The organism is uncultured Chloroflexus sp., assembly GCF_937129525.1.
Taxonomy (GTDB): domain Bacteria; phylum Chloroflexota; class Chloroflexia; order Chloroflexales; family Chloroflexaceae; genus Chloroflexus.
The window spans coordinates 1-24,271 of the sequence record NZ_CAKZNK010000084.1; the positions used below are offsets into that span (position 1 = coordinate 1).

A 24,271-nucleotide genomic window follows, 5' to 3' on the forward strand; every position below is an offset into this window, starting at 1 on the left:
CGTGGATGATCGAACTGGCGAACCGCAGCATCGGTGGCCTGTGCTCGCGCACATTACGATTTGGCAGCGATACTCCTCTTGAAGAATTGATCTTGCGCCAGGCTGCCGGATTGCCTATCGAATCGCTGAGTCAGACTGGTCAGGCTGGCGGGGTGATGATGATCCCGATCCCGCAGGCCGGCATCTTGCGCAGCGTGGATGGCATTGCGGCAGCCGAGGCTATTCCCGGCGTCGAGGCAGTAGAAATCACTGCGCCGATCAATTACCCACTGGTACCGTTACCGGAAGGCAACAGCTATCTCGGCTTCATCTTCGCGCGTGGCCCCGATCCGGCAACAGTCGAAGCGGCACTACGAGCCGCGCACGCCTGTCTACGGTTTACCATTATGCCGGCGATCCCGCTAATGACGACAACCGCCTAGGAAACATCATTTGCGGCGCGGCCCCCCCTTTGCCGGCGCAGCCGACGGCGGAGTCCAACCTTCCGGCATGCGCGCATTTTCGCCGAAGAAGAATTCTTCCATTGCCTTCATCAGGATCTGCTGCGCGTTGGGATCGCCCAAACTCAAACCGTAATGATTGATGATGAGCGTCGCTTGTTGCGGCCACAAACGCCAGGCCTGCGCCGAGACATGCTCGTAAATACGCTGGCCGAGCGGGCCGGGGAAGGGTGGCTTATCGAGGCCGGGCAGCTCACGCCCAAGCTTTACACAATTCACCATGCGGGGCATAGACACTTCTTTCATGTGTACAATCTGGTGACATCGTTATTTATTATACCCGAAAGAAAAGGAGCTTCATGCGAATCATCCTGTTTGCAATACCGGGGCCTCTGGCGCTGGCAGTCTGGCATAGTCTACCGGCATTACCGGTTCAGGTGGTTGGAGTGGTATTCCCGGCACCGAGGGGGATGCCGGCGCTGACCGTCTTTCCACTGGCGACACCATCACCGCAACGAGAGATTGTAATGCCGGAGACATTGACTGTGCTCGCCGAACGCGCCGGTATTCCCCGCATTGCCGTGAGTAGAGATGGCATGCCGATGCTGGCAACGCTGCTTCATCAACAAGCGGTTGATCTGGCTGTTGTTGCTTGCTGGCCTTGGCGAATCCCGCGTGAACTCCTGCCAGTACCGCGCTACGGCTTTCTGAACCTGCACCCCTCACCATTACCGGAACTACGGGGGCCAGAACCGCTCTTTTGGGCACTGCGGTTGGGCTGGACGCGCACAGCAATGACATTACACCTGATGGACGAAGAATTCGACCACGGGCCGATTGTCTGTCAGGAGTGGTTTGAACTTCCGGCAGGAGAGCGGTTGAGTATCCTGGAGCAGTTGGCAGGACAACAAGCAGCCCAGATGTTACCCAAGGCGCTGACCGATTTGCAAACACCGGGATGGCAGCCACAACCGCAAACAACCGCCGGCAGCTTCTTACCCACACCGCGGGAGGAAGACTTCACCTTCAGCGCCGATTGGCCGGTACAGCGAGCTTACGCCTTCGCGCGCGCCATCGCCGAATGGGGGCGTCCGTTTACATTCACCGCCGCTAATGGTCAGACACTGGCAATCGTCGATGTTATCGCGTGCCAGCCTGGAATGCGCCTTGCGGCACCGATTATGTTCAACGACGATCAGGTTGCATTGCAACTAAGTGATGGCGCGCTGATTGGCAGCTTACCGACCCGGCAATAAGCGGCGCTGAACGACACCTATTGTCAACCTTTCACCCCTGATGATACAATTGCCGGAACAACTGCTGATCAGTAAAAATGATGACTCGCAGCATCGATCCTTCTTCACTGACGCAAGTCATAACACTACCTCTTCACGGAGATAACGTCATGGAGAGCGTACAACCCACTGTTCAAATTGCGCCTGCTTCCGATCAGGTCATTGCACAGTGGCGACTGCAAATCCTCAACAACCTGTCGTGGGTACTCGTGGCGCTGGGTGGTCTGGCCCTGGTAGCTGGATCATGGTCTGACTACAATGTCATGGGCGAGCAGGCATTGCCTTACATTGGTGTGTACACCCTGACTTACGCCATGATTGTTGCCGTCGCCCTTATGCGACAGCTCAACTTAACTGTTCGCGCGCTCTTACTCATCACGATCTTAGGGGCAATAGCAACCTTTTTGCTCGTCTTCTTTGGGCTGATCGGCAGTGGCCGGCTAATCTGGATCGGAGTTTGTCTGCTGGCGCTCATCTATTTTGGTCGGTGGGGAGCGCTTACTACACTCATCCTGTCACTGATTGCGATGTTGAGCACCGCAGCGCTCTACATTACCAGCAATGCAAGCTTTGTGTCGCCTGCAATACTGGTTTCACAAAGCACTATTGCCGATTGGACATCTGCGATCAGTCTCTACCTTGCCAGCACAGCCCTGGCTCTGGCGCCATCGCTCTACCTGTTGCAACGGCTAGAGGGACTCGCCCACCAGGCGACGAGCGAAGCAGCGCGAGCGCGCATGCATGCCCGCAGCGCCGAAGAGCATGCAGCGCAACTGGAACAGCAAGCAACTCAACTCCAGGCCACCGAGCAGATGCTACGGACACTGGTGCAATCACTAGAAACACCAACCGTTGAAATTGCCGCCGATGTGTTACTGGCGCCGATTGTCGGTCAAATCGACAATCAACGCGCCGCAACGCTGACAGACAGATTGCTCAAGACCGTAAGCGCCCGCCGCGCGCGCGTGGTTGTTATCGATGTGGCCGGCGTACCGGCTTTCGATACCGCAGCCGCCAGACATCTCTTGCAAACGGCGCAGGCGCTACGGCTAATCGGGTGCGAGACAGTGATAACCGGTATCTCTCCGACGATGGCGCAGACGATTACTGCGTTAGGGGTTGATATGACCACTATCACTACCGCCCGATCACCGCAAGATGCGCTGATGCGTCTCATGAAATAGGCAATAGCGCGGCTCCTGGCGACAGGGCGCGCAGGGCAATGCTCACGCCTGAAAATCGGCCATCGCCCACCAGCAAAGCGACTCCTGACGACATGGCGCGCGGGATGACGCCTTTTTGACCAAAATCCGCTCACAATGCGCAACGTTTCCCCATCTCGCGCGGTTTACATGATGAGAGCTGTACCGCGCGAGGAGATCGTTATGCGCCGCCAACCCCTCTTAATCCTGCTGATGCTGATCATCATATGGCCAGCGTTAACAGCCGCTGCAAGTATCCCTCCTGCTCCCTCATACACTCCAATGCCCCTCATTCTCGGCGTCGAACGAATCTCGTCAGCGGCGTGGGCGCTGCTTATTGGTTGCCATTACCGACCAGACGACACAACAGTATGGGTTGATGAAGCGCCACCACAGCGCCCACAGGCAATCACTTCCTACGCGCCCGGTTATTGGCGCGCGCAGTTTAGCCATCCCTTACCATCGGCAGCACTGGTATATGCTTGTGGTCAAAGCGCCACTCTGGTCGTTGCCACGCCAGAACAACCGACATGGCTCATCGGCATACTGGGGCTTGGACTGATAGGTACCGGATTACTAGGTATCAAACTAATCCGGCAACCAACGCGAAGAGTGAATGTATCAACGACATCACCGACTACCATCGGCTGGCGCGCTGTGATCTATGACGAGCAAGGCGAACGAACAATCAGCCTGCCCGATGGTATCCTCACCATTGGCAGCGATCCGGCCTGTCATCTAATAGTTCTGGCCCCGGACATTGCGCTCCGCCATGCGCAACTCATCTTGAACAAAGAGACAGCCCAAATCGTCGATCTGGCCAGTCCATCTGGAGTCTTTAACGGGCCGGTGCGACGCCGACTACGCCCACACTTACCCTTCTTGATCGATACAGATCAAGACCTCTGGTTAGGGGCAACAGTTCGTATGCGTCTGATGAAGAACTAATCACCAGACCCAAACCCACCTGATGCAACAGAGCACGACTGGCGCGCAACCACACAAATGCGATCAACCAGCTCGCCGGCTAGCGCCCAGGAAGACCGGCGGTCGCACCCGCAGCATCAAACCAAGATCGACCAGAATATGAATGAAGATAACAGTCCAAATATCCTGGTAGAGATAAAAACAGAGACTCCAGCCCAACACCAGCGCCATCTCGGCCAGCGGACGCAGCTTGCGGATCCGCATCGAACGCGGAGAGTCGTCAAGGTGGGGAGGCAGTTGTTGCAACCAAAACATGCCGTGGATCACACCGCCATAGATTACAAAGGCAGTAAACCCGATTGCAAAACCGAGCGATCCAACCAGTGCTGGCCAGAACAGTGTCGCCAGACCATCGCCAATCCAGGCCCCGATGCGATAAACGGCGGCGAACGCAAACGTTTCAATCACGCCGTTGCCAATACTGAAGATAATAGTTGGTCCCCAGAGAAACGGACGGTCATCATGGCGAGCCACCAGCACATACAACACCTGACTGAATGCAAAGCTACCCAGCAGAAAGACTACAAACCAGGGATTCGCCAGTGTTGCCGGTACGTTCCAACTCCTTAACCAATCGCCCAGCAGGGGAATCCCTATGATCAACGAGATCAACCAGTAGAGCAGGATATACAGATCCAGACGACTGAGGGTGCGTTGTTCGGTCAGCTCGTACTCCATAACGATAGTACTCCATTTGTTTTTGATTGCAGTGTACAAGACTTGTTTATATGCAATATCTTACCATGTCTAACGGGACTTGCCTAGAGGAAACGGGGGCAATTTATGGCGTAGATGTGTGCATTTTTGAGCAATCCTTCTGTTCGACCTGAACCATCCTTCGGTTGCAGGGGGTGGGGGCGATGCGCGCGGCGTCCTGGGGGGCGATGCGTGCATTGCCCCTACGTCAACCCCACAACACACCATCCACCTATCCTCACCCGCTCTCTCTGGCAACGCGCTCCCAGCCATCATATTCCCCATCGCGACGGCAAGAACAACGGGATAAGGAGAAAGACGCAGAGCGGGCCGGTCAACATGGATGATTGACTGACTCGCAGCACAAGAATCGGGGTAGACTATAAAGCGCCAACACTTTACGATATGCCGGGAAGGAGATACCATGCGCCTGCTTAGCTTCATTTCACCCTCCGGCGGCGCGGCGCGAGCCGGCGCTCTGCTCGGCGAAACGATTATCGATCTGGCGGCAGCAGCGCCCCTCATCAGTGAAGATGCTGCTGAAGCGCCGTGGGATATGCTTACTATTCTGCGCGGCGATCATCCCGATGTTAACCTGGCGGCGGCGGCTGACATCGTACAGGCAGTGGTGAACGTCATAGGTGGAGAGGATCCGACTGAAACACCGCTCGATGGATTTGACTGGCAGGCAGGCCTGACGATTGGCGATACCGCCCTGATGGTGCCAATTCATCAGGTACGACTTGTCGCGCCGTTGCCGCAAGTTGTCTCGTTACGCGAGTTCGATGCGCTGGTCAGCGAGCAAACTTCAGCTTTACGTCAGGCCGCCGGCTACTGGGTGGGCCATCAGCGGTTTCCCGCCTTTCGCTTTGCCGGCCATACGACTATCTATGGCCCTGATGAGTCGGTTGAGTTGCCAGAGTCCGGCTTGCTCGACTGCGGCATGGCGTTGGGATGCGTAATTGGCCGTGGTGGACGCAATATTCCAGTTGAAGAAGCCGATGCCTGTATCGCCGGCTATTTCCTGGTCAATGCCTGGGCGATTCGTGATCCATTGCTGGCCTCGCTCCGGCCACGCGATTTCGCCACATCGTTGGGGCCATGGCTGGTGACATCCGATGAACTGGAATATTACCGCGATGATGATGGTCGCCTTATGCTTACCCTGCGGCTCGTCATTAATGGGCGCGAAATCAGCCGTTACAATACAGCGTTGATGCGGTTTTCGTTCGGCGAGTTGATCGCCTTCGCCAGTCGTGATACCACTCTCTACCCTGGCGAAGTCTTTGTAAGTGGCGTAGCCGACGGCGGTTGTCTGCTCGATCTCAACGGCGCTGATGGCCCCTGGTTAAACCCCGGCGATGAAGTAATTATCGAATGTACCGAACTGGGTCACCTGCGCTCACCAATTGATTTGATGTCTGAATAACATCATTATCGTTTCTTTGCTGGATAACCCTACTGGTGGCTACCTCCGAACGTATCACTTGCCAGCTTGCCCGCCATCTGGTATAGTCCGCCCGGCTATGGAAAAGAATGAGTACACAACAATGGCAGCGGTTGAGCTGCGGCACTGGTGGTATGGTGGTATGCGCGCAATTAATACCGCTCTCCTCAACCGCGCCTTCGGCAATCGCCGCGATCTACGCATTCTCGACGCCGGCTGCGGCACCGGCGGCGATGCGCTCTGCCTGCGTCGTTACGGCGACGTTGTCGGCCTTGATCTGGCCACCGAAGCCCTCTGTCTGGCTCGTGAGCGAATTCCTGGTCGGTTAGCGCGCGGTTCGGTCATGCAATTGCCGTTTGCTGATCAGAGCTTCGATCTGGTCACCTCATTCGATGTCTTGTACCATCGGGCCGTCATCGATGAACAGCAGGCATTAGCTGAAGTGCGACGGGTTTTGCGCGCCAACGGGCGGCTACTGATCAGATTGCCTGCCTACGAATGGCTGCGTTCGCGTCACGACCGCCAGGTTCATACTCGTCACCGTTACACCGCGAGCGAACTGGCTCAACTGCTCCGCAAGAGTGGTTTTACGATTGAACACCTGACCTATGCGCTAACTTTACTCTTCCCGCTTTCGGCCACCCTGCGCCTGCTCGAACGTCTGCTGCCAGAATCGAGCAACAGTTCGGCGATGGAACTACCGGCGTCGCCAATGAACGCCGCATTGCGGTTGCCCATGATGTTGGAAGCGGCAGTAATCGCTCGTGGCGGCAGATTGCCGTTTGGCCTGTCGGTTATCGCGCTGGCCCGCAAGTGACAGAACCGAGAGCATTACAACCGGTGATGTCGGTTGATCCAGATAGGGGGTGTCAGCGGAATCAATCAACACTTAATCAAGTCACACCCAAGGTGTATCTCTGCAACGCTATTCCCGCATATAATCAAAGGGTGTGACATTGTTCAATAATATGGAGCCTCTTACAGCGCGTCACCGCTCATCTGATGAATACTGGTTATCTGTATGTTCAATCCCATCCTCAACCGCCTGAGCGCTACCCCTGAACTATGGAACTGGCTACGCTGGCTGGTCGAAGCCGGTTTCACGGGTGAACATCTGGCGATTGCCCGCGAACTACGCCCATGGCATGGCGATCGTCGCCGGTTTCTCGACCTCGGTTGTGGCACAGGTGAATTTGCCGCTGATTTCCCGCCTCAACGATACGTCGGCGTCGATCCATCGCTCACTTACATCCGCTTTGCTGTCAAGCGCCGACCAGGCACATACGTTGCTGCACATGGTGAATCGTTACCCTTCGCTTCGCAGACGTTTGACGCCGGTCTGATTCTCGGCGTGTTGCACCACCTGCCCGATGCCACTGCGCGCGTTGTGATGAATGAGGTTTACCGGGTGATGCGACCAGGCGCGACGGTGCTGGTTATGGAGGATACGCCACCACCGCCAGGACAGAATCCACTCGGGCACTTGATGCATGCGCTTGATCGCGGGGGCTATATTCGCCGCGATGGCGATTATCAGGCCATGTTTGGTAATGGGTTCGATATTACGCGCAACTACCATCTCCGTTCGGGAATTTGCGATTACGCAGTGTATGTCCTACGCCGACGACCATGATGAAACCGTTTTTCTCCTTTTCACAAAAAGTACCGACTATGTTGCTGGTTCTCACCCTCTTGATCACAGCCAGCGCTCTCACCGTCACCGGCGAAGTGCTGCTCAAGATCGGCATGAATGAAGTGACTGCAAAAGTTGGCGCCTTCTCGCTCAACCCGCAGGTGCTCTGGACTACCTTTACCGACTGGCGCGTTCTTTTGGGGTTCGGCCTCGTCTTTGGTGGCGCCATCTTCTGGCTAGGCGTCATCTCGCGCGTTGATCTTTCGTTTGCCTACCCGCTCCTGGCGCTCAACTACGTGATTATCCTGATCCCTTCGCGAGTGTTGTTGAATGAGCCGGTTACGTTGATGCGACTGGTCGGCGCACTGATCATCGTAATTGGGGTGATCGTGATTACCTGGGGGAGCGGGAAATCATAATTACGACGCAAACTATGCCTTATTTCCGTCGCCTGGCGATGATCGTAGCGCGCGATGAATGGTTACCCGCTCTGCTCGCGTTGGGATTGATCCTGATCGGTTGCGGGTTAGCCTATCAGATCCCGCTAACCGTGCAACTCGCGGTTGGCGGTGATCCGATCACGCGCCGGCGGGAAGACGATACGCCGTTCCTGCAGGGAGTGCATGCCGCCGAACCAGCCGATCCAGCCGTAGCGGCATGGTGGGAATTGCCCGGCGCGCGCGATCCTTACCGCTGGACACAACCAGAGAGCACGCTCACCCTCCCCGGCCTTGGTGGCGGACACTGGTTGATCACGGTGCGCGCGCAGGGTGGACGGCCCGACGGTGCGCCAACGCTGTCGGCATGGCAAGCGGGTCATTGGCCACTATTTCAGCTTGAGCTACCGGCCTCGTCTGCGCGTCGATATACCATTCTCGTCCCCGCTGAGGGAACGGTGCGTCTGACAATGCGCAGTGAGCCGTTTCAGGTTAGCAACGACCCGCGCGCACTTGGCTTTGTTTTGCGCGCTGTGCGTGTGCAGACTGTTAACGGCTGGCGTTCGCCCGACTGGGGACAGTTGGGTTGGATCGGAGTGACCCTGGCGGCAGCCTGGATATGGGGACGCGCAGTTGCGTTACCATCGCGGTGGGGATTGGCGCTCATCGGCGGCGGCGGCCTGACGGCATTGGCGGCAATCTGGTTGGCGCGACCGGCATTTGGGTTGTTGATGCCGCACCTGGCCTTACTGACCCTGGCGACAGCGACCATTGGCGTCATCCTGGCGCTGCGCTGGCCGCGTCAGGTGGCCTGGCGGCAGGCAATCGCGATCGCGCTGCTGGCCATTCTGGTCAGGCTGGCCGGGTTACTGCATCCACATGCGATCAGCAGTGACGCCGGCTTTCACGCTAACAACCTGCTGCGGCTGGGATTGGGTCATGTCTACCTCACCGCCGGTCTTCCGTCTGAAGCCGGCGGCGGCCTGGCGCCCTACCCTGCCGGATTCTACCTGCTCGCGCTCCCTTTCCAACTCTTGTACGGCGATGATTTTGTCAGTAGACGACTGCTGGTTACAATCACGGCAGTTGCGCTCGACAGCCTTTTCTGTATTGCGATCTGGTGGTGGATCAGGCAAGGAGGGTTTAGTGAGCGCGCAGCGCTTCTGGGCGCAGCGTGCTACGTCATGGCGACGCAATCGCTCGAAGCACTCACCATCGGCGAGCTAGCCAATATTGGCGGACAGGCCTTAATTCTGCCGGCTTTGATCGGGTTAAGCGCCGGAGCCGCAGCCAGGACAGGCACACGATTGCAGCTTGGAGGGTTAGCCCTGGCCATTGCTGCCGGCTTGATGGCACATTCCGGGGTTACGCTGGGATTCGGTCTACTGATCGGCTGGAGCTGGGTTCTGGCCTGGCGACAACCTCCGATGGTGGTTTCGCCATTTCGACTCTTCATCGCGGCTGCTGGCGGCATTGCCCTGGCAATGCTAATTATGTATACCACCCCTGTCTACATTGCATTGATCGGCAACCGGAGTGGGCAAGGCGCCATTGGTGGACAAGCGCTAATACAGATTATCGCCGACACAATGAAAGCGCTGGCGGGACTTCAACCACCACAGCGGCGCAGCCTGTCCATCCCGATAGGGCTGGCGATTGCCAATCTTATCGGCCTCTGGCTCCTATGGCGAGCGCCTCACCCAACTGCCAGCCGGTTGCGCTGGCTGGTCAGCGCGTGGTGGGGAGGCGCACTCACCAGTCTCGCGCTGCTGCTGGTAGCCGATCAAGGGTTACGCTGGGCGCTCTTCCTCTACCCCGCCTGGTGCATAACTGCCGGCATCGCTCTCGACCATCTTGCCCAACAAGCCGGCTGGGGCCGTCTGGCCGCAACCGGCTGGTTCGCCGCAATAGTAGCGCAGGGGGCAGGATTGTGGATCGGGCAGATCAGGGACTACCTGCACTAGTCAATACCCTACTCGTTGGCAATGTCACGCACCACATCAGTGACCGAGAGAACGCCAATCGGGCGGAGGCCCTTTTCGCCCGGTTCCACCACCACAACGCGATGGATCCGACGTTCCATCATCAGGCGGCTGGCATGCTGAAGCGTATCTTGCGGCGTGACCGACACCACATCGGTGATCATAATGTGGCCGGCAGTCAGACCGCGCCAATGCTTCCAGTACTGTTCATACAGACGCGCATTCACCAGATCGGTGCGCGAGACCAGCCCCACCATATACCCTTCATCATCAACGACCACCAGCGCGCTAACGTCCTGCTCCGACATCTGGCGAGCGACATCCTGGATCGGGGTCTCGCGCCGGCAGGTTAACACACCAACATGCATCACCTCGCCAACCGTCCGCTCCATAGGGCCTTCCTTTCACGACACAAATCTTTACCGAACAGCTTATGATTACCATAGTGTAATCAATCTGACACAATGCGTCAATACGGGAATATCACCAGTGTAAGTTGGATCATACTCACCGGAGTCACAACCAACTGCGCCAGGCGCTGCCGGTAACACCCGTTTGCGCAGGCCGCTCATTCATGCTAGAATCGAGGTATCGTGTAGCGGCAAACGTTCTGTCGGGTATTCGTATGCCAGAGCCGACAACCAATCAGCGTCAACCTGCTCTCCCCGGTTTTGATGCCGAAGCGACGGCTGTCGTTGGCATCGGTTTAGGGCTGACCGGTCTTGCGCTCGGTCTGCGCCCCCGCCTGGCGCCAGCTACCCTGGCGCTCACAGCGCTGGCAGCGGCACTTTTCCGCAATCCGCGTCGCATCCCACCCGACGAGCCGCGCGCCGTCTTCGCAGTTGCCGATGGTCATATCCAGGGTGTGCGCGAAGTGTACGAACATCGCTTCGTACACAGCGATTGCTTGCGCCTGACTACCGTTATCGGCCCGCTCGATGTGCCAATCTGTCGCGCGCCGGTGGCCGGACGGGTCGCATACCTTGAACAGATCAGTGGCGACCATCGTCCATTGCGCGATCCCCAGGCCCCCGAACGCAACGAGCGACTGTATATCGGAATCGAGACGATCTGGGGCCCAGTGTTGCTCTCAATTATTGCAGCGCCACTTGGACGCTGGCTACGCTGCGAAACCAGCCAGGGCGCCACTCTGACACCCGGTATGCGCATTGCCAGCGTTCGCTTCGGCGGCCAGGTTGATCTTTACATTCAGCGCGATGTGATCGAGCCGCAGGTATTGCCAGGCGATCGCATGCTGGCCGCTCAGAGCCGGTTAGGCGCAGTGGTAGCCTGATCTGGCGCATGATGCAGCCGTTTTCGCTCTTGTTTGAAGAGGAACCCAATCACGGCCCAGGGCTGCCGGCTGAGATTCGCGCCATCTATCAGGGTGACTGGCGCTTACCGACGATCCCCGAATCGAGACCGGCTGTATGGACAAATTTCGTCGTGTCGCACGATGGCCGAATCGCTTTCAACCAGCCGGGATGGAACGGCGGTAACGCGATCAGTCGCGGCAATCGTTACGATCACTGGCTGATGGAAGTCGTCCGCGCCCGCGCCGACGCCATTCTACTCGGCGCGAGCACACTACGCGCCGCGCGCCGTCATCGCTGGGAGCCGGGCGAACTGGTAGACTGGTCAGCTTTCGCCGCATTGCGCGCCGCCGAAGATCGCCCTCCATTACCGGCGCTGGCGATACTCTCTGCCAGCGGTGAATTGCCGGTGGCAACTGCGCTAACCTTACCGCGCGCACTGTTTCTCATTACGACTGCGTCTGGCGCCGAGCGCGCTCAGGCCCGCTATCCCCAGCTCATCTGCCTGGTTGGGGCCGATGGCCAGATCGATCTGGCCGACGCCTTTGTCACCTTGCGCCAGCATTACGGGATTCGCACAATGCTAAGCGAAGGTGGCGGTCGCACCTATGGCACCCTGCTAGCCACGCGCCTGATCGATGAAGTCTTCCTGACTATCAGCCCGATTATCGTTGGCAATCCGACCCCGCCTGCGCCAGCGCGTCCTGGCCTGGTGGAAGGAACCGGCTTCCCTCCGCAACATCCACCTCGTCTCCGCCTGATCAGCCTGCGTCGTGTCAGCGATTTTCTCTTCCAGCGCGCCCAACTGGTCTTTGACCCTGCCGCCGAGGCGGTATAATAGAGCGCAGGCTGGCCTGAAAGACGAGCGACTGCATGGCAAATGAAGAACAACGACTAATCAGCGCAGCGCAAGCGGGCGATCTTGATGCGTTCAACCAGATCGTGCGGCTGTACGAAACTCGCGTCTATAACCTCTGCTACCGTATGCTGGGCGATGTCGATACTGCTGCCGACACCACCCAAGAAGTGTTTATTGCCGCCTTTCGTAATATTCGCAACTTTCGCGGTGGTTTATTGAAGTCCTGGCTACTGCGGATTGCCACTAACGCCTGCTACGATGTGTTACGCGCACGCCAGCGCCGGCCATCTGTCTCGTTGAATAGCAGTGATGATGAAGATGAGGGTGGCCGAACGGATGTCGCCGATCCAGGGGAAAGTCTGGATGACGTTGTCATACGGCAAGAGCTGAGCGCAGCGATTCAGCACGGATTGGCTGCCTTGCCAGAGGATCAGCGAATCGTGATCGTGCTGAGCGATATTCAGGGTTTAACATACGAAGAGATCGCTCAGATTACTGGCGTGCAGCTCGGCACGGTGAAATCGCGCCTGAGTCGGGCGCGCGCCAAATTGCGCGATATATTGCGGGCAGGGGAACTCTTGCCGTTAAAATTCCGTCTAGATGATGAGTCAAATACTGCACGATGATACCCGGCTGATAGCCAGATGAACGATCAATGACAACATCGCCCACCTCCCAATCAGAATTGCCCGAGCGCGATCGAGAATTGCTCTCGGCTTACATAGACAACCAGCTCACACTGGCCGAACGCGCGACGCTCGAACGACGCCTGGCCGGTGATCCGACGCTACGCCGTGAACTGGCCGAGCTGCGCGCAACCCGCGATCTGTTGCGTGATCAGCCGTGGGTCGCGCCACCGCGCTCGTTTACGCTGACCCCCGAAATGGTGAGCGCTCGCCGGCGCGCGTTTACACTCCCGGCCTGGTTGCAACCATTGAGTGGATTGGTTGCGCTCGTCGTAGTTATGTTGATCGGCTGGCAAGTGATTGGATTGAGCACCCGGTCAACGCTTGACAATCAATCACAGGCCATGGCGGCGCCAACCAACCCTCCCGCTGCGGCAGCCGCCGTTCCGCTTGAAGAACCAACCGTTACCGCCGATTTGCCAATGGCCGCAGTTGCCGAGTCGGCTCAGCGCAATCCATCGGCGACTGGCGAGAGCATTGAGGCGCTCACAGCGCCATCAAACGGCGAGCATGCCAGCAATCTATCAGCAACTGGCGCTGGCGGGCAGGCCGGCCCGCCGCCAGAAGCGCAACGCCAGACGACAGACAGTCCTCCAACCGGCCCGCCACTGCCCCTGGTCATCGGATTGGTACTGCTGCTCGCAATTGCAGCCGGTATCTGGTGGATGCGACGAAATGCGGAATGAGGACATGTCTCGTCAGTGGCGGCGAGCAGTGTGGCTCGTCGGATGGGAACATGAGTTGACAGCCCAACGTAACGTATTTGCCAATCTGCGCTGACAGATGTTGCCGTACCAGACTGTCAACTAGCCTGGTACGGCGACACGCTATGCCACCAGCCGGAACATCTACAGGCAGGGCGAAAATTACTTGCCTTATCACCAATCGTCACCTATGTGGTATAGTCACCTATGTGGTATACTTGAACATCATTGCGCAACACCTCTTTTCGGCGATAGGAACATGCCAGTATGAGCACAACACAGCTTGCCATTGCCGATGCACTGCGCGCGCGGATTCCATCAGTGCCCGCCGATCAGCGCCCTCTCTTGATCGCATTAGCTGAAGCATTGAGTACCAATAGTCCTGATCACTTGCTCACACTGGTTTGTAACGGCCAATCAATAGTGGTTGAGTTTACCCGACTCGATACTACCCGTCGGCGGGCCACGCAGCTCCTTGCCGACAATCCGGCAGCCGCCGGGCCAATCGCTGATATTATTGCCGCGGCTCAACAGATATTGATCCGAGAGGAAGAGTCGCTTCTGCGTCGCGAGCACATGCTCAATCAGCGCCTCGAACAGAGTTTTCGCACTTCACCGCTGGCAACCCTGGAAGCTGATGAGCACGGCATCATCACCCGCTGGAATCCGGCGGCTGAGCGCATTTTTGGCTGGAGCGCCGAGGAAGCGATTGGAAAACATGCGATTGAGTTGCTGGTGCCGAACATTGCTCGCGAACACGTTGAAGGGATCGTGAATGCGCTGCTGAGTGGTCAGGCGGCGAATAGTCGCAATGCCAATGTGACCAAAGATGGGCGCATAATCATTTGTCAATGGTATAACGCTGTGCTGTACCACCCTGATGGCCGGGTAGCCGGGTGGCTGTCGCAGACCGAAGACATCACCGAACAAATTCGCGCTGAAGAGGCGTTGCGCGAGAGTCAGCGCCGGCTCGACAGTTTGATCCGTAATCTGCCGGGGATTGCCTACCGGATTCCTAAAACTGAGCAAGGCTGGATTGCCGAATTCCTCAGCGCTGGCGTATCGGACGTAACCGGTTATCCTGTCAGTGATTTCTTATCCGTTGATCAACAACCGCCACGTCGCCGTTTTTCTGAATTGATTTTGCCCGAAGATTATCAGGTCGTGCATGAAAGCATCTTGACTGCAATACATCAGCAGCGACCATATGAAGTCACCTATCGGATCCGTCACGCTGATGGCAGCATTCGTTGGGTGTGGGAACGTGGTTCCGGCGTATTTGATGATAATGGGAAACTTACCGCTATCGAGGGTTTTATCAGCGATGTAACCGCCGAACGGCAGGCCGCTGAAGAACGACAGGCGCTCAACGAACGCATTATCGCCGCCCAACAGGCAGCGCTACGCGAATTGAGCACGCCAATCGTGCCCATTATTCAGGGCGTGATTGCGATGCCGCTGATCGGCAGCATTGACAGTATGCGCGCCCAACAGGTCATTGAGACATTGCTTGAAGGGGTTAATACAACTGGCGCGCACATCGTCATTCTTGACATCACTGGCGTGCCGGTCGTCGATACTCAGGTTGCCAATACCCTGTTGCGTTCAGCGCAGGCTGTGCGACTGCTCGGCGCCGAGGTATTGCTTACCGGGATCCGACCTGAGGTAGCGCAGACGATCGTTGGCCTGGGTTTGGATCTAAGCCATATTCGCGCGCTAGCCTCGTTGCAAGACGGTATCAGTTATGCATTGAAGCAACAAACACAGAGCCGTATGCGTGGCAGGCGCACAGCATAAGCTGCGCGCGAGCCGAAGCGCTACCCGGCCATACCTCACCGGCAATCACTGGTTGATACAGTGGTACGCATTGTGTCGCGATCAGTAGCAAGGAGACAGAAGAATGATGCTCGAACGCGCCCAGGCGCTGGCGGATGAGATTGTGCGCATCCGCCGCGATATTCACGCTCACCCGGAACTTGGTTTCCAGGAACGCCGCACTGCCGCCCTTGTCGCCGATACACTACACGAAATTGGCGGGATTAAGGTCACTACCGGCATCGCCAAGACCGGGGTGATCGGCGAATTAGGTGATGGCGACGGGCCGGTGATCGCGATCCGGGCTGATATGGATGCGCTGCCAATACAGGAAGAGAATCGCGTCGAATACGCCTCAACCAATCCCGGCGTGATGCATGCCTGTGGTCACGACGCCCATACTGCAATGCTGCTCGGCGCTGCTCACCTGCTACGCGAACGCTTCGCCGCTGAGAACTTGCGTGGGCGGGTACGGTTTCTCTTTCAACCCTCTGAAGAGGGATGGGACGATGAGGTGAAGAGCGGCGGCTTGCGGATGGTTGAAGAGGGCGCGCTAGAAGGAGTTGATGCCGTGATCGCCCTCCACGTCGATTCGACACTGCCGGTCGGGCAGGTAACTATCCGCGGTGGCTGGACTTCGGCGGCAGTCGATGACTTCAAGGGTTACATTCGCGGCACCGGTGGTCACGGCGCTTACCCGCATCTGGGCACCGATCCCGTCTTTATGCTGTCGCACGTGCTCAATGCCCTGTTTGGCATTCGCGCTCGCCTGATTAATCCAATGGAGCCGGCAATTCTGAGCGTTGGCACGGTGCGCGGCGGTCACGCTTCGAATGTGATTCCAAGCGAGATTTTTATCCAGGGTACCCTGCGCAGCTTTAGCGAAGAGGTGCGCGCCAAACTGGCCCGCGAAGTGGAACGAGCGTTCGCCGTCGCAGAAGCATTCGGCGGCAGCGCCGAGGTGAAGATCACCCGCGGCTACCCGGCAGGCTGGAACGATGAGCGAGTCGCGGGGTGGATGAGTAATGTCGCCAGTGCATTTCTTGGCCCCGATGCCATCGATACATCGCGCACCGGGATGGGCGCAGAGGATTTTGCGTATATGACCAGACAGGCTCCCGGCGCAATGTTGATGCTAGGGGCAGCCATCGATGATGGGATTGTGCGCGGCCATCATACGCCAATCTTCGATATCGATGAGCGCGCGCTGCCAATCGGTACCGCTATTCTGGCCGAAACTGCTCTGCGCTTTTTGCGCGGTGAGGTAACGTTATAACCAGATACTGAACACTTCATGTTGCGAGGCAGTGACACCATTCCGCTATGTTACTGGTCGCAACGCTGCTATCCGGTTTTGCTCCGGCGCGTTACAACAACGCACCGGAGCTTTTTTCTTTGTCATGCCTTGGGATGGCCTGAATGATCAGCCGCCAGGTCGCGCCCGTGTTCACGCTCATCAACGCGCGTCGTGATCAGATTTTAACGCGGGGAGATACGCTGTGTCGCCCCGCAACGTCACTCATCTGTTGTTGAACGGAAACTCGGGTGTATCTGCTGAAACACTTGTGAAAACAGCTCACCACGCCGGATTATGAAGCCGCGCCCAGATTGCCGAACTTCTGCCAGTAACGCGCCAACCCGCGCCAGCTCAATGTGAGTGGGCCGGTCTGCTGGATGATCGCAGCCTGCTCTGCCGGCGACAGATGCGCCGCCTCACTGGCCAGTGCCGCCTCAAGCGCAGCAACTCCGGTTGCTTCATCGTGACCAGAAAGAAGACTCTGTCGCACAATCTCAGCCCACTGCTGCAAACGCAACCGGGCATCGGTGAGATGAAAGTCAACATCGCTATACGCCCCAAAGTGGGTAAGACAGAGCCATTGCGGATGAAGCTGCTCGATCAGATCGTGCGTGCGCTGCCAGGCAACCAGATCAACATCCGGCGGAGGAGTCGCCGGTCGAGTCATTCGCACCCCAGGCAATCGCACGCCAGTATTGTCACCGACAAAGGCGGCTCCATTCGACTCATCAAACCAGACCAGATGGTGTTTGGCATGCCCGGGAGCGTCGAAAGCGCGCAGCAGATGACCGTTGAGGCGGAGCGTTTCGCCGCCGGTATAAACCCGAATCCGTTCGGAAGCCACCGGACGCACATCACCCCACAGGGTTGCCATCCGATCGCCATACAGTTGACCGGCACTGCCAAGTAGCCGTGACGGATCGATCAAATGTGGCGCGCCGCGCTCGTGGACATGCACAACCAGATCGGGATTTTCAGCCGCGATCAACCCGGTTGCGCCAGCATGATCGAGGTGAATATGAGTTAACACAACAGCGCGTAGATCGGCTACTGTCAGCCCATATGCATCGAGACCGGCCTTCAGCGCGGGCAAAGTGCTGGCCGGCCCAGGATCGACCAGCGCCGGCGCTTCGCCAAGGAGCAAGAAGGCACTAATGACGTGCGGACGACCGAGGTGATAGACATCGATCAAAGCAACATCGCGGGGCGTGGGGTAGAGTTCCATACGCGCTTGAGACAGCCTTTCCATCCAAACAGATTAACCCAATACGAGCAGAGACGCGACTCGCTGTCATTATAATGCGCTGCGTTTCGAGCGTTGATGCGCCCAGCGCCACTACCCGCCGCTATGGTGGCAGCGCAAATCACCGGCTGGAACGCCATATTCAACGAGCGGCCTTGCAACTGCCACCACACCACACCTGCTCGCGTGTCAGCTCTGCTACTCAGAACCCTGCTCCAATAAAGATCGCTCATTCAGGCCGGTCACATCATCGCTCACGACGACTGCCGGCCATACGGATACCACCATGGCTTGCGCGCCATAGTGAAATCCCAGTGGACATGCTTGGTCTCCAGAAACTCTTCCAAACCCTCTTCACCCAATTCGCGGGCGCCGCCGCTAAACTTCATCCCGCCAAACGGCCCGGCATCGTTATCGGTGAGCGGATCGTTCACCCAACAGGTACCGGCCTTGACCTCTTCGTAATACTGCTTAACCTTGCGGGGATCGTTGGTGTACAGATTGGCGCCCAGCCCGTAATCGCAATCGTTGACCAGTTCAATGGCTTCATCGAAGGTACGGTAGGTCATTATCGGAATGGTCGGCCCGAAAGTCTCTTCACGCATAATGCGGAAACTATGATCAACATTGGTCAAGATCGTCGGCTCGTAGAAAAAGCCGCGATCAAACTGGGGCGGACGGCGACCACCGGTAAGGATCGTCGCGCCGCGCGCCCGCGCCTCCTCAACGTGGTCTTCAACTTTCGCCCGGTACTTTTCGCCGATCAGCGGGCCGATGTCGGTATCAGGATTCATCCCCGGCCCTAGCCGCAGCGAGCGGACAAATTCAACCAACCGTTCGGTAAAGGGGCGGGCAATCGATTCATGCACGTATACCCGCTCGGTGCTGGTGCAAACCTGCCCGGCATTAAGCAGTGCTGCCCACGCCACGCCGGGCACAGCCACGTCAAGATCGGCGTCTTCGGCAACGATAAAGGCATCTTTCCCACCCAGTTCGAGGTGGGTCTTCTTGACTCGGTCGGCAGCCAGGCGGGCAATTTCGCGTCCGGTGGCAAAGCTACCGGTAAAAGCGATCATCTGCGTGCGCGGGCTGACCACCAGCTCACGACCAACATCACCAAATCCGGTCAGGATGTTAAGCACGCCGGGAGGCAAGTGATCGCAACACAATTCAGCAAAACGGAGCGTGGCCAGTGGCGTCATTTCGCTCGGTTTGAGCACTACCGTATTGCCGGCAGCCAGCGCTGGCGCTACCTTCCACGACATCAGCAATAACGGATAATTCCACGGCACGATAGCGGCAACCACGCCATACGGCTCTTTCAACACCATCGCCAGTTGCGTCGGTTCAACCGACGGAATGACACGTCCACGGGTATTACGTTGCAACTCAGCGTAGTAATCGAAACAGGCAGCGCACCAGCCAATTTCATCACGGTTTTCTACCAGCGGCTTACCACCTTCCAGGGTCAACAGCGTAGCCAGTTCTTCCGCATGCGCGCGCATTTTATGGGCAATCTCGTGCAGAGCATGGGCCTTATCATGCGCAGTTACGCGCCGCCATTCGCGAAAGGCTCGTTCGGCAGCAATCATCGCCTGCTCGGCGTCGGCAGCCGTTGCGCGTGGCACATAATCGATGACCTCTTCGGTTGCCGGATTGTGAACCGGAAAAACCTCACCCTGTGCCGCCGCCTGCCACTGACCGTTAATGAGCATTGCTGGCATGAAACCTCCTCGTTTCACATTGCTGATTATTGACCGGGTATATCACTATCATAACGGATCACAACAATACAGTTACTGCTACGTTGACGGTTGCAATCCGGTTATGCAAAACCTGTATGCTGTCAAGCGTAGTCACAATTTTTGTCAACGATATGTCACTGTTTTCCGGCTTGACGAAGTGCATCGCGCCTTCTATAGTAAGATTGTGAGCAATAGCACAATTGGTGGAGACTTCAAATGATCACTCAGCTCTTTTCATCCAGGACAACCACCAGCTCAACCTGCGGCGGCCACCGGCGCCGTTGCCGGCTTGTCCACGATTCGCCGCATGTCTATCGCCGCGCATTGCTCTACCGGCTTGGCATCGCCGATGGTCGCCGGCCCGCAGTCGTCTTCAATACAATTGCGCAAGCGTTGCGCAACGCTCGCGTCTAGACTGCGCCTGCTTGCTCTTGTTCGAGCAGGCGCATCGCCTGCCGTTTCATGTAAGCCAGCAACGCGCCGATCCCGTTCAACCGTTGCGGGCTAAGCACCTGATGCAACCCCATTTGGAGAATAAAATCGCCTGAGACTGCCAGCACTTGCGCGGGGGTCAATCCGTTCAGGCCCGCGCGCAGGATAGCGGCAAAACCGCGGATTGTCGGCGCCTCTGGCGGCACGTCGATGTGGTACATGATGCGATCGCCGTCGCGCAGCGCAGTCACAAACACCGGCGACATACATTCATGCACCTGTTCCATTCCGCGATGGTCGCGCAATTCTGGCGGCAATGGCGGCAACTGCTCGGAAAACTCCAACAATAGCTCTAGCTTTTCCTCGCGACTCGCTTTGCCAAACTCAGCCGCAATTTCGGCCAGTTTGGTCGGAATAAAGGTTTGATTGCTCATATGCTATGCTCAAATACAAAGACAGTAGTTGCAGAGAGAATAACCTTCATTTTGGGCACACACTTGCGCCCTTTACAACGAGATTGACAGAGCCGGCACGTCAGATCCACTTCATTCCACTACCGATCACCATTGGATTACCGGCGTTGTAACAGACCGATCAATGCCCCCAGTACCCGCGCCCGGTATTCGGTAGCAGTCGCAACATTCGCCTGATGGATCTCGAATAAGCCGCTGTCAACCTCAAGCACGCCACCTGGACCTTCCCGCATTGGCACCGTCGCTTCGCAGTCGCCATCCAGCCGGATCACAGTCCTGGCTGCCGGGCGGGCTGTATCGGGGCCAGTTGTTGCCCCGACTACAACATACGATGTTTTGACCTCCATCACGGCTGCATCGGCGACATACGCCGCAACCTTCGCTGCTGCGCTACGGATCGAGTTTTCCAGTTCGCTGGCCATGAAGTTACTCCTCTATTCAAGCCAGGGTACGATGATCGGTGATGCCTGTGACGCAGATACGCCAGTGCGCAACCAGCCCTGGTTGTCGGTCAATCGCATGCTATGACTGGAATAGCCCATATTGAGCGACGAACAAAATCCGGTGTATCGACAATCTACATCCCCACACAGGCATCATACCACCGGTTGCCGCACTTCAGCCAATACATCTTGCACGAATTGCCAGACTGCGGGCAGGGCCAGAACCGGGCCTGCCGGTGAAGCCACCATGCTCGCCACAATCGCCGCGCCCCGCCCAACCAGCCCGATCAGGCGCAGCAAACCGGCCCGTGAGCGCAATGCCAGCGCCAGCGTTTGTTGATGCATTCTCGCTTGCGCCAGATCGATCCCGGCCAGTAGCAGAGAACGGGCATCACCGTGCCAGTTGATCCGTGTGCGCCCAATCAATTGGCCACCCTGCACGGTTTCAACCGTCGCATACGTAGTCAATGCTTCCCAAACCTGCGCGCTCAACGCAATAACCTGTTCCTGTGCCGCTTGCCAGCGCTCCTGTATCTCATCACGCAAACCGAAACTGGCGCTCGCCGGCGTTGCTGACAACACATTGAGCAGGTTTTGCTCAGCCGGCGGCGTGGAAACACTGAAACTAACCGTTCCGCTCACCAGCCGTTGCAATCGTTGCTCGACCGTCGCTAGAGCTATTTCATGCGCGCCAAGTTGCGCCTGTGCCGCGCGCAATGCCATTTGCGCCGTCGCCAGATCTGATGGCAGATGCGCCTGCCAGATCACATCCATCTGGTCGCCGGAGGCAAAGGCGCCACCTGTTGCCAGCGGTTGCCATGGCCCTGGTGGCGCAACTGCCATCGGTAACGGCTCGATCAACGTGAAGCCAGCGCTCATTTACCTTGCAATGCACTTAACAGACCGGCTACCGCCGCAGCAATGGCCCGCACCATTTCGGCCCGATTGGCCTGCGCCTGCTGCACCATGCTCACGTGAATCGCCCACAATCGCTCGTCAATGCCCTCGTCACTTACGGGCACCAATACCTGTGTGTCGCCATCGAGACTCATGCGCGTGACAGCGCGCAAGGTTGCGCCACTGAAATCTCCCTGACGGTAGTCAATGGTTTCAGGCGCAACAGCAACGTAGGTTTCTACTTCAAGATGAGCGGCATCGGCAATCACCTGTTGCAATGTCGTGGCCAATCGCTCACCGAATTGTTGTAGCGACTCGGTAAGTTTCTGCACAGCCTCCGCCGGTTTGTTGCCAAAAAGGCCGAAACTGGCCGCAGCATCCGGTAGCGTCACCGGAATGACCGGCGTTTCAGGGGGAAGGCTACCGGCCAGTACCGGAACCGCAGCGCTCACCACCGGCATTGTCGGCGCCGTCTCTCGTGACTCTGGCGTCACCGCTGGCGTAGTCGGCTCCGATGCCGTTCCTCCCGACTCTGGCGTCACCACTGGCGTAGTCGACTCTGACGCTGTTCCTCCCGACTCTGGCGTCACCACTGGCGTAGTCGGCTCCGATGCCGTTCCTTTCGGCTCCGACGCTGCCCATCCTGGCTCTGGCGTCACCGCTGGCGTGGTTAGTACCGGTACGCCGGTCAACCTCTGGCCTTCGGCCTCTACCCCGGTGCTGGCGCGCGCGCATAGTCGTGTCGCCGGATCACCGACGATAATGTAGCTTCGCGCATCGTTATGTTCAGTCCAGCGCGTTGCCAGCTCAACCGGATCGGGGGCTTGCCCCCAACGCGCATTCTCAATATCTTCAGTCAAAACGGTAGCCAGCTCGGCGTACCGTTCGTTGAAAAACTCCAGCGCATAACCCACCGGCGCGCCTGCGAAGAGCAGGCGACGTAGCGCGCTGCTAAACGTCTCGATCTGTCTGCCACCGCGAGAGTCACTAAACGAAAATGTCCACGCCCGTTCAACATGGCCCACAAAGGCCAACGCGCCCCCTCGTGGCAATGACAGCAACCGGCGCGGCAGGCCGGCAATGAACGCCTGTGACGCAATCGCTGAGCGGATGCCACGGAGATGGGGAAAATCGTCTTCACGCGGGCAACCGGCCCCGAAACAGGCAAACTGAAAGACAAACGCGCCGGTCAAGACGGCATCGCTGGCAATATCATCGGCAGACAGATAAAACTGTGGCGGCAGCGCGCGCTGGCGCCATGCCTGCGGGCCAGGCCAATCAGCACAGAGAATTGCCCCTTGATGGCGAATCTGGCGCGCGTCAGACAGATCGAACTCAACGCCGTGACTCGCGGTGAAGAGCAACGCTGGCGGCTCGCGATACAGTGCCTGCGTCAACCGATCTTTTGTCGCCGCAGCGCCGGCAATCAACTCAAACGACCAATCACCACGCTGTGGATGGCCGGTCAATTCGGCGACAAGCGGCTGCACCAATCCGTGCAAGCTGCGGCTGGTGGCCACATCATCGGGATTCTGCACTCCGGCGAAAACCACCCGCTTTGACAATTGGCTACCATCGCGTTCGGCTTGCGTCACGCTGCGCGCATATGCGGCATATTCTTCCAGCGTATCAAAATAAATTCGCCCGACGGCATACTGCACATCGAGCTGATACTGAAAACGGAATGGAATCTCTTCGGGTGAGCCAACCAGCAACAGATAGTAGGGGAAGCGATCAGGATCAACCGGGCCGCTGGTCGCTGCACCCTGGCGGCGCAGAAACGCAACTTTACTCTCCCCTGGACGGTAGCCTTGCGGTCCGACACATTCACGATACCGTGGGCCAGCCTGTGCCCGCCGCCAGTTAAGCAACTCGCTCAACGCCTCACGCAACGGCGCAGCGTTGATCGTCGCGGGAAAAATGATCGCCCAGCCGGCCTGGGCTAGATCGGTCGGGTCAACCCCTTCTTTGACGCGAAACGAACCGCGAACATCGCTGAGATACCGATCGCGCAGCGCAGCGCGCTGCTCGGGATCGGGATCGATCTGGTCAGGCGATGGTCGATCGCCCAAAATGCGACGGGCCAGTTCATCCACTGCGAGCGGCTCATGGGCATACTCACCGCGGCTCGCGTTGATGCCATTGAAATAGAGCCACTCATCGGTCATGATGTCGTCCTGTGGTTAGTAGAACACGCGAAGCTACTCGGAAAACACCTGATCTCATCCATTCAGGGAAGGGCTTC

The 24,271-nt window shown here is 57.8% G+C and carries 24 protein-coding genes and 1 pseudogene; 16 read left to right on the forward strand and 9 right to left on the reverse strand.

Annotated elements, in window-relative coordinates; genetic code table 11:
* Positions 1 to 422 (forward strand): annotated as a pseudogene (locus Q0650_RS10610) (phosphoribosylglycinamide synthetase); the annotation flags it as partial.
* Positions 423 to 428: 6 nt separating this feature from the next.
* Here Q0650_RS10610 and Q0650_RS10615 read toward each other — a convergent pair.
* Entirely contained in the window at positions 429 to 731 is a 303-nt protein-coding gene (locus Q0650_RS10615; RefSeq protein ID WP_298818751.1) for an oxidative damage protection protein, read from the reverse strand.
* Between the two features lie 68 nt (positions 732 to 799).
* On the opposite strand from Q0650_RS10615, the gene Q0650_RS10620 reads away from it, so the two are divergent.
* The 3 genes from Q0650_RS10620 (at position 800) to Q0650_RS10630 (ending at position 3,885) form a co-directional block, all read left to right on the forward strand.
* On the forward strand, positions 800 to 1,696 hold the full coding sequence (locus tag Q0650_RS10620; RefSeq protein ID WP_298818753.1) for a methionyl-tRNA formyltransferase: 897 nt from the start codon (positions 800 to 802) through the stop codon (positions 1,694 to 1,696).
* 149 nt (positions 1,697 to 1,845) lie between these two features.
* Positions 1,846 to 2,919, forward strand: coding sequence for an STAS domain-containing protein (locus tag Q0650_RS10625; protein WP_298818755.1), 1,074 nt, complete (start codon positions 1,846 to 1,848; stop codon positions 2,917 to 2,919).
* A gap of 201 nt (positions 2,920 to 3,120) precedes the next feature.
* The gene (locus Q0650_RS10630; RefSeq protein ID WP_298818757.1) at positions 3,121 to 3,885 is read left to right on the forward strand and encodes an FHA domain-containing protein; all 765 of its coding nucleotides are present in this window, start codon (positions 3,121 to 3,123) and stop codon (positions 3,883 to 3,885) included.
* A 63-nt stretch (positions 3,886 to 3,948) separates the two neighbouring features.
* On the opposite strand, the gene Q0650_RS10635 is transcribed toward Q0650_RS10630, so the two are convergent.
* A complete protein-coding gene (locus Q0650_RS10635) occupies positions 3,949 to 4,602 on the reverse strand; it encodes a hypothetical protein (protein ID WP_298818759.1) in 654 nt (217 codons plus the stop codon).
* 442 nt (positions 4,603 to 5,044) lie between these two features.
* Between Q0650_RS10635 and Q0650_RS10640 the strand changes: the two genes are divergently transcribed.
* The 5 genes from Q0650_RS10640 (at position 5,045) to Q0650_RS10660 (ending at position 10,101) form a co-directional block, all read left to right on the forward strand.
* Positions 5,045 to 6,049 (forward strand): fumarylacetoacetate hydrolase family protein, encoded by a 1,005-nt coding sequence (locus Q0650_RS10640; RefSeq protein ID WP_298818761.1) that lies wholly within the window; start codon positions 5,045 to 5,047, stop codon positions 6,047 to 6,049.
* 121 nt (positions 6,050 to 6,170) lie between these two features.
* Entirely contained in the window at positions 6,171 to 6,884 is a 714-nt protein-coding gene (locus tag Q0650_RS10645; RefSeq protein ID WP_298818763.1) for a class I SAM-dependent methyltransferase, read from the forward strand.
* Positions 6,885 to 7,088: 204 nt separating this feature from the next.
* Positions 7,089 to 7,700: a class I SAM-dependent methyltransferase gene (locus Q0650_RS10650; protein ID WP_298818765.1), complete on the forward strand. Its 612-nt coding sequence runs from the start codon at positions 7,089 to 7,091 to the stop codon at positions 7,698 to 7,700.
* A 38-nt stretch (positions 7,701 to 7,738) separates the two neighbouring features.
* Positions 7,739 to 8,119 carry an EamA family transporter gene (locus Q0650_RS10655; protein WP_298818767.1) on the forward strand — a complete coding sequence of 127 codons (381 nt, stop codon included), beginning with the start codon at positions 7,739 to 7,741 and terminating at the stop codon, positions 8,117 to 8,119.
* Between the two features lie 14 nt (positions 8,120 to 8,133).
* Positions 8,134 to 10,101 carry a hypothetical protein gene (locus Q0650_RS10660; protein ID WP_298818769.1) on the forward strand — a complete coding sequence of 656 codons (1,968 nt, stop codon included), beginning with the start codon at positions 8,134 to 8,136 and terminating at the stop codon, positions 10,099 to 10,101.
* 8 nt (positions 10,102 to 10,109) lie between these two features.
* Here Q0650_RS10660 and Q0650_RS10665 read toward each other — a convergent pair whose 3' ends face one another.
* On the reverse strand, positions 10,110 to 10,511 hold the full coding sequence (locus Q0650_RS10665) for a cyclic nucleotide-binding/CBS domain-containing protein (protein WP_298818770.1): 402 nt from the start codon (positions 10,509 to 10,511) through the stop codon (positions 10,110 to 10,112).
* A gap of 233 nt (positions 10,512 to 10,744) precedes the next feature.
* Here Q0650_RS10665 and Q0650_RS10670 point away from each other — a divergent pair, with 233 nt between their 5' ends.
* The 6 genes from Q0650_RS10670 (at position 10,745) to Q0650_RS10695 (ending at position 16,772) form a co-directional block, all read left to right on the forward strand.
* Positions 10,745 to 11,413 (forward strand): phosphatidylserine decarboxylase, encoded by a 669-nt coding sequence (locus Q0650_RS10670; RefSeq protein ID WP_298818771.1) that lies wholly within the window; start codon positions 10,745 to 10,747, stop codon positions 11,411 to 11,413.
* A gap of 8 nt (positions 11,414 to 11,421) precedes the next feature.
* The gene (locus Q0650_RS10675) at positions 11,422 to 12,270 is read left to right on the forward strand and encodes a dihydrofolate reductase family protein (protein ID WP_298818772.1); all 849 of its coding nucleotides are present in this window, start codon (positions 11,422 to 11,424) and stop codon (positions 12,268 to 12,270) included.
* A 35-nt stretch (positions 12,271 to 12,305) separates the two neighbouring features.
* Positions 12,306 to 12,917 carry a sigma-70 family RNA polymerase sigma factor gene (locus Q0650_RS10680; protein WP_298818774.1) on the forward strand — a complete coding sequence of 204 codons (612 nt, stop codon included), beginning with the start codon at positions 12,306 to 12,308 and terminating at the stop codon, positions 12,915 to 12,917.
* A gap of 29 nt (positions 12,918 to 12,946) precedes the next feature.
* A complete protein-coding gene (locus Q0650_RS10685) occupies positions 12,947 to 13,663 on the forward strand; it encodes an anti-sigma factor (protein ID WP_298818776.1) in 717 nt (238 codons plus the stop codon).
* Between the two features lie 285 nt (positions 13,664 to 13,948).
* Positions 13,949 to 15,478, forward strand: coding sequence for a PAS domain S-box protein (locus Q0650_RS10690; RefSeq protein WP_298818778.1), 1,530 nt, complete (start codon positions 13,949 to 13,951; stop codon positions 15,476 to 15,478).
* A 103-nt stretch (positions 15,479 to 15,581) separates the two neighbouring features.
* Positions 15,582 to 16,772: a M20 family metallopeptidase gene (locus Q0650_RS10695; RefSeq protein WP_298818780.1), complete on the forward strand. Its 1,191-nt coding sequence runs from the start codon at positions 15,582 to 15,584 to the stop codon at positions 16,770 to 16,772.
* Positions 16,773 to 17,085: 313 nt separating this feature from the next.
* Here Q0650_RS10695 and Q0650_RS10700 read toward each other — a convergent pair whose 3' ends face one another.
* Positions 17,086 to 18,018, reverse strand: a complete 933-nt coding sequence (locus Q0650_RS10700) for an MBL fold metallo-hydrolase (RefSeq protein ID WP_298818782.1) — start codon at positions 18,016 to 18,018, stop codon at positions 17,086 to 17,088.
* A gap of 272 nt (positions 18,019 to 18,290) precedes the next feature.
* Positions 18,291 to 19,760 (reverse strand): aldehyde dehydrogenase, encoded by a 1,470-nt coding sequence (locus Q0650_RS10705; RefSeq protein ID WP_298818784.1) that lies wholly within the window; start codon positions 19,758 to 19,760, stop codon positions 18,291 to 18,293.
* 237 nt (positions 19,761 to 19,997) lie between these two features.
* On the opposite strand from Q0650_RS10705, the gene Q0650_RS10710 reads away from it, so the two are divergent.
* Positions 19,998 to 20,195 carry a hypothetical protein gene (locus Q0650_RS10710; protein WP_298818785.1) on the forward strand — a complete coding sequence of 66 codons (198 nt, stop codon included), beginning with the start codon at positions 19,998 to 20,000 and terminating at the stop codon, positions 20,193 to 20,195.
* Here the strand turns inward: Q0650_RS10710 and Q0650_RS10715 are convergent.
* The 4 genes from Q0650_RS10715 to Q0650_RS10730 form a co-directional block, all read right to left on the reverse strand.
* Entirely contained in the window at positions 20,192 to 20,647 is a 456-nt protein-coding gene (locus Q0650_RS10715; protein ID WP_298818787.1) for a SufE family protein, read from the reverse strand. The two genes, Q0650_RS10710 and Q0650_RS10715, sit on opposite strands and share 4 nt — an antisense overlap.
* A gap of 137 nt (positions 20,648 to 20,784) precedes the next feature.
* Entirely contained in the window at positions 20,785 to 21,108 is a 324-nt protein-coding gene (locus Q0650_RS10720) for a hypothetical protein (protein WP_298818789.1), read from the reverse strand.
* Positions 21,109 to 21,282: 174 nt separating this feature from the next.
* Positions 21,283 to 22,008 (reverse strand): hypothetical protein, encoded by a 726-nt coding sequence (locus Q0650_RS10725; RefSeq protein ID WP_298818791.1) that lies wholly within the window; start codon positions 22,006 to 22,008, stop codon positions 21,283 to 21,285.
* Positions 22,005 to 24,194, reverse strand: a complete 2,190-nt coding sequence (locus tag Q0650_RS10730) for a C25 family cysteine peptidase (RefSeq protein ID WP_298818793.1) — start codon at positions 24,192 to 24,194, stop codon at positions 22,005 to 22,007. The genes Q0650_RS10725 and Q0650_RS10730 overlap by 4 nt, the downstream gene beginning before the upstream one ends.
* Positions 24,195 to 24,271 lie beyond the last annotated feature (77 nt).

Coding starts and splice junctions, on each gene's coding strand:
- Q0650_RS10615 (WP_298818751.1), bottom strand. CDS start 731: ATGCCCCGCATGGTGAATTGTGTAAAGCTTGGGCGTGAGCTGCCCGGC.
- Q0650_RS10620 (WP_298818753.1), top strand. CDS start 800: ATGCGAATCATCCTGTTTGCAATACCGGGGCCTCTGGCGCTGGCAGTC.
- Q0650_RS10625 (WP_298818755.1), top strand. CDS start 1,846: ATGGAGAGCGTACAACCCACTGTTCAAATTGCGCCTGCTTCCGATCAG.
- Q0650_RS10630 (WP_298818757.1), top strand. CDS start 3,121: ATGCGCCGCCAACCCCTCTTAATCCTGCTGATGCTGATCATCATATGG.
- Q0650_RS10635 (WP_298818759.1), bottom strand. CDS start 4,602: ATGGAGTACGAGCTGACCGAACAACGCACCCTCAGTCGTCTGGATCTG.
- Q0650_RS10640 (WP_298818761.1), top strand. CDS start 5,045: ATGCGCCTGCTTAGCTTCATTTCACCCTCCGGCGGCGCGGCGCGAGCC.
- Q0650_RS10645 (WP_298818763.1), top strand. CDS start 6,171: ATGGCAGCGGTTGAGCTGCGGCACTGGTGGTATGGTGGTATGCGCGCA.
- Q0650_RS10650 (WP_298818765.1), top strand. CDS start 7,089: ATGTTCAATCCCATCCTCAACCGCCTGAGCGCTACCCCTGAACTATGG.
- Q0650_RS10655 (WP_298818767.1), top strand. CDS start 7,739: ATGTTGCTGGTTCTCACCCTCTTGATCACAGCCAGCGCTCTCACCGTC.
- Q0650_RS10660 (WP_298818769.1), top strand. CDS start 8,134: ATGCCTTATTTCCGTCGCCTGGCGATGATCGTAGCGCGCGATGAATGG.
- Q0650_RS10665 (WP_298818770.1), bottom strand. CDS start 10,511: ATGGAGCGGACGGTTGGCGAGGTGATGCATGTTGGTGTGTTAACCTGC.
- Q0650_RS10670 (WP_298818771.1), top strand. CDS start 10,745: ATGCCAGAGCCGACAACCAATCAGCGTCAACCTGCTCTCCCCGGTTTT.
- Q0650_RS10675 (WP_298818772.1), top strand. CDS start 11,422: ATGATGCAGCCGTTTTCGCTCTTGTTTGAAGAGGAACCCAATCACGGC.
- Q0650_RS10680 (WP_298818774.1), top strand. CDS start 12,306: ATGGCAAATGAAGAACAACGACTAATCAGCGCAGCGCAAGCGGGCGAT.
- Q0650_RS10685 (WP_298818776.1), top strand. CDS start 12,947: ATGACAACATCGCCCACCTCCCAATCAGAATTGCCCGAGCGCGATCGA.
- Q0650_RS10690 (WP_298818778.1), top strand. CDS start 13,949: ATGAGCACAACACAGCTTGCCATTGCCGATGCACTGCGCGCGCGGATT.
- Q0650_RS10695 (WP_298818780.1), top strand. CDS start 15,582: ATGATGCTCGAACGCGCCCAGGCGCTGGCGGATGAGATTGTGCGCATC.
- Q0650_RS10700 (WP_298818782.1), bottom strand. CDS start 18,018: ATGGAACTCTACCCCACGCCCCGCGATGTTGCTTTGATCGATGTCTAT.
- Q0650_RS10705 (WP_298818784.1), bottom strand. CDS start 19,760: ATGCCAGCAATGCTCATTAACGGTCAGTGGCAGGCGGCGGCACAGGGT.
- Q0650_RS10710 (WP_298818785.1), top strand. CDS start 19,998: ATGATCACTCAGCTCTTTTCATCCAGGACAACCACCAGCTCAACCTGC.
- Q0650_RS10715 (WP_298818787.1), bottom strand. CDS start 20,647: ATGAGCAATCAAACCTTTATTCCGACCAAACTGGCCGAAATTGCGGCT.
- Q0650_RS10720 (WP_298818789.1), bottom strand. CDS start 21,108: ATGGCCAGCGAACTGGAAAACTCGATCCGTAGCGCAGCAGCGAAGGTT.
- Q0650_RS10725 (WP_298818791.1), bottom strand. CDS start 22,008: ATGAGCGCTGGCTTCACGTTGATCGAGCCGTTACCGATGGCAGTTGCG.
- Q0650_RS10730 (WP_298818793.1), bottom strand. CDS start 24,194: ATGACCGATGAGTGGCTCTATTTCAATGGCATCAACGCGAGCCGCGGT.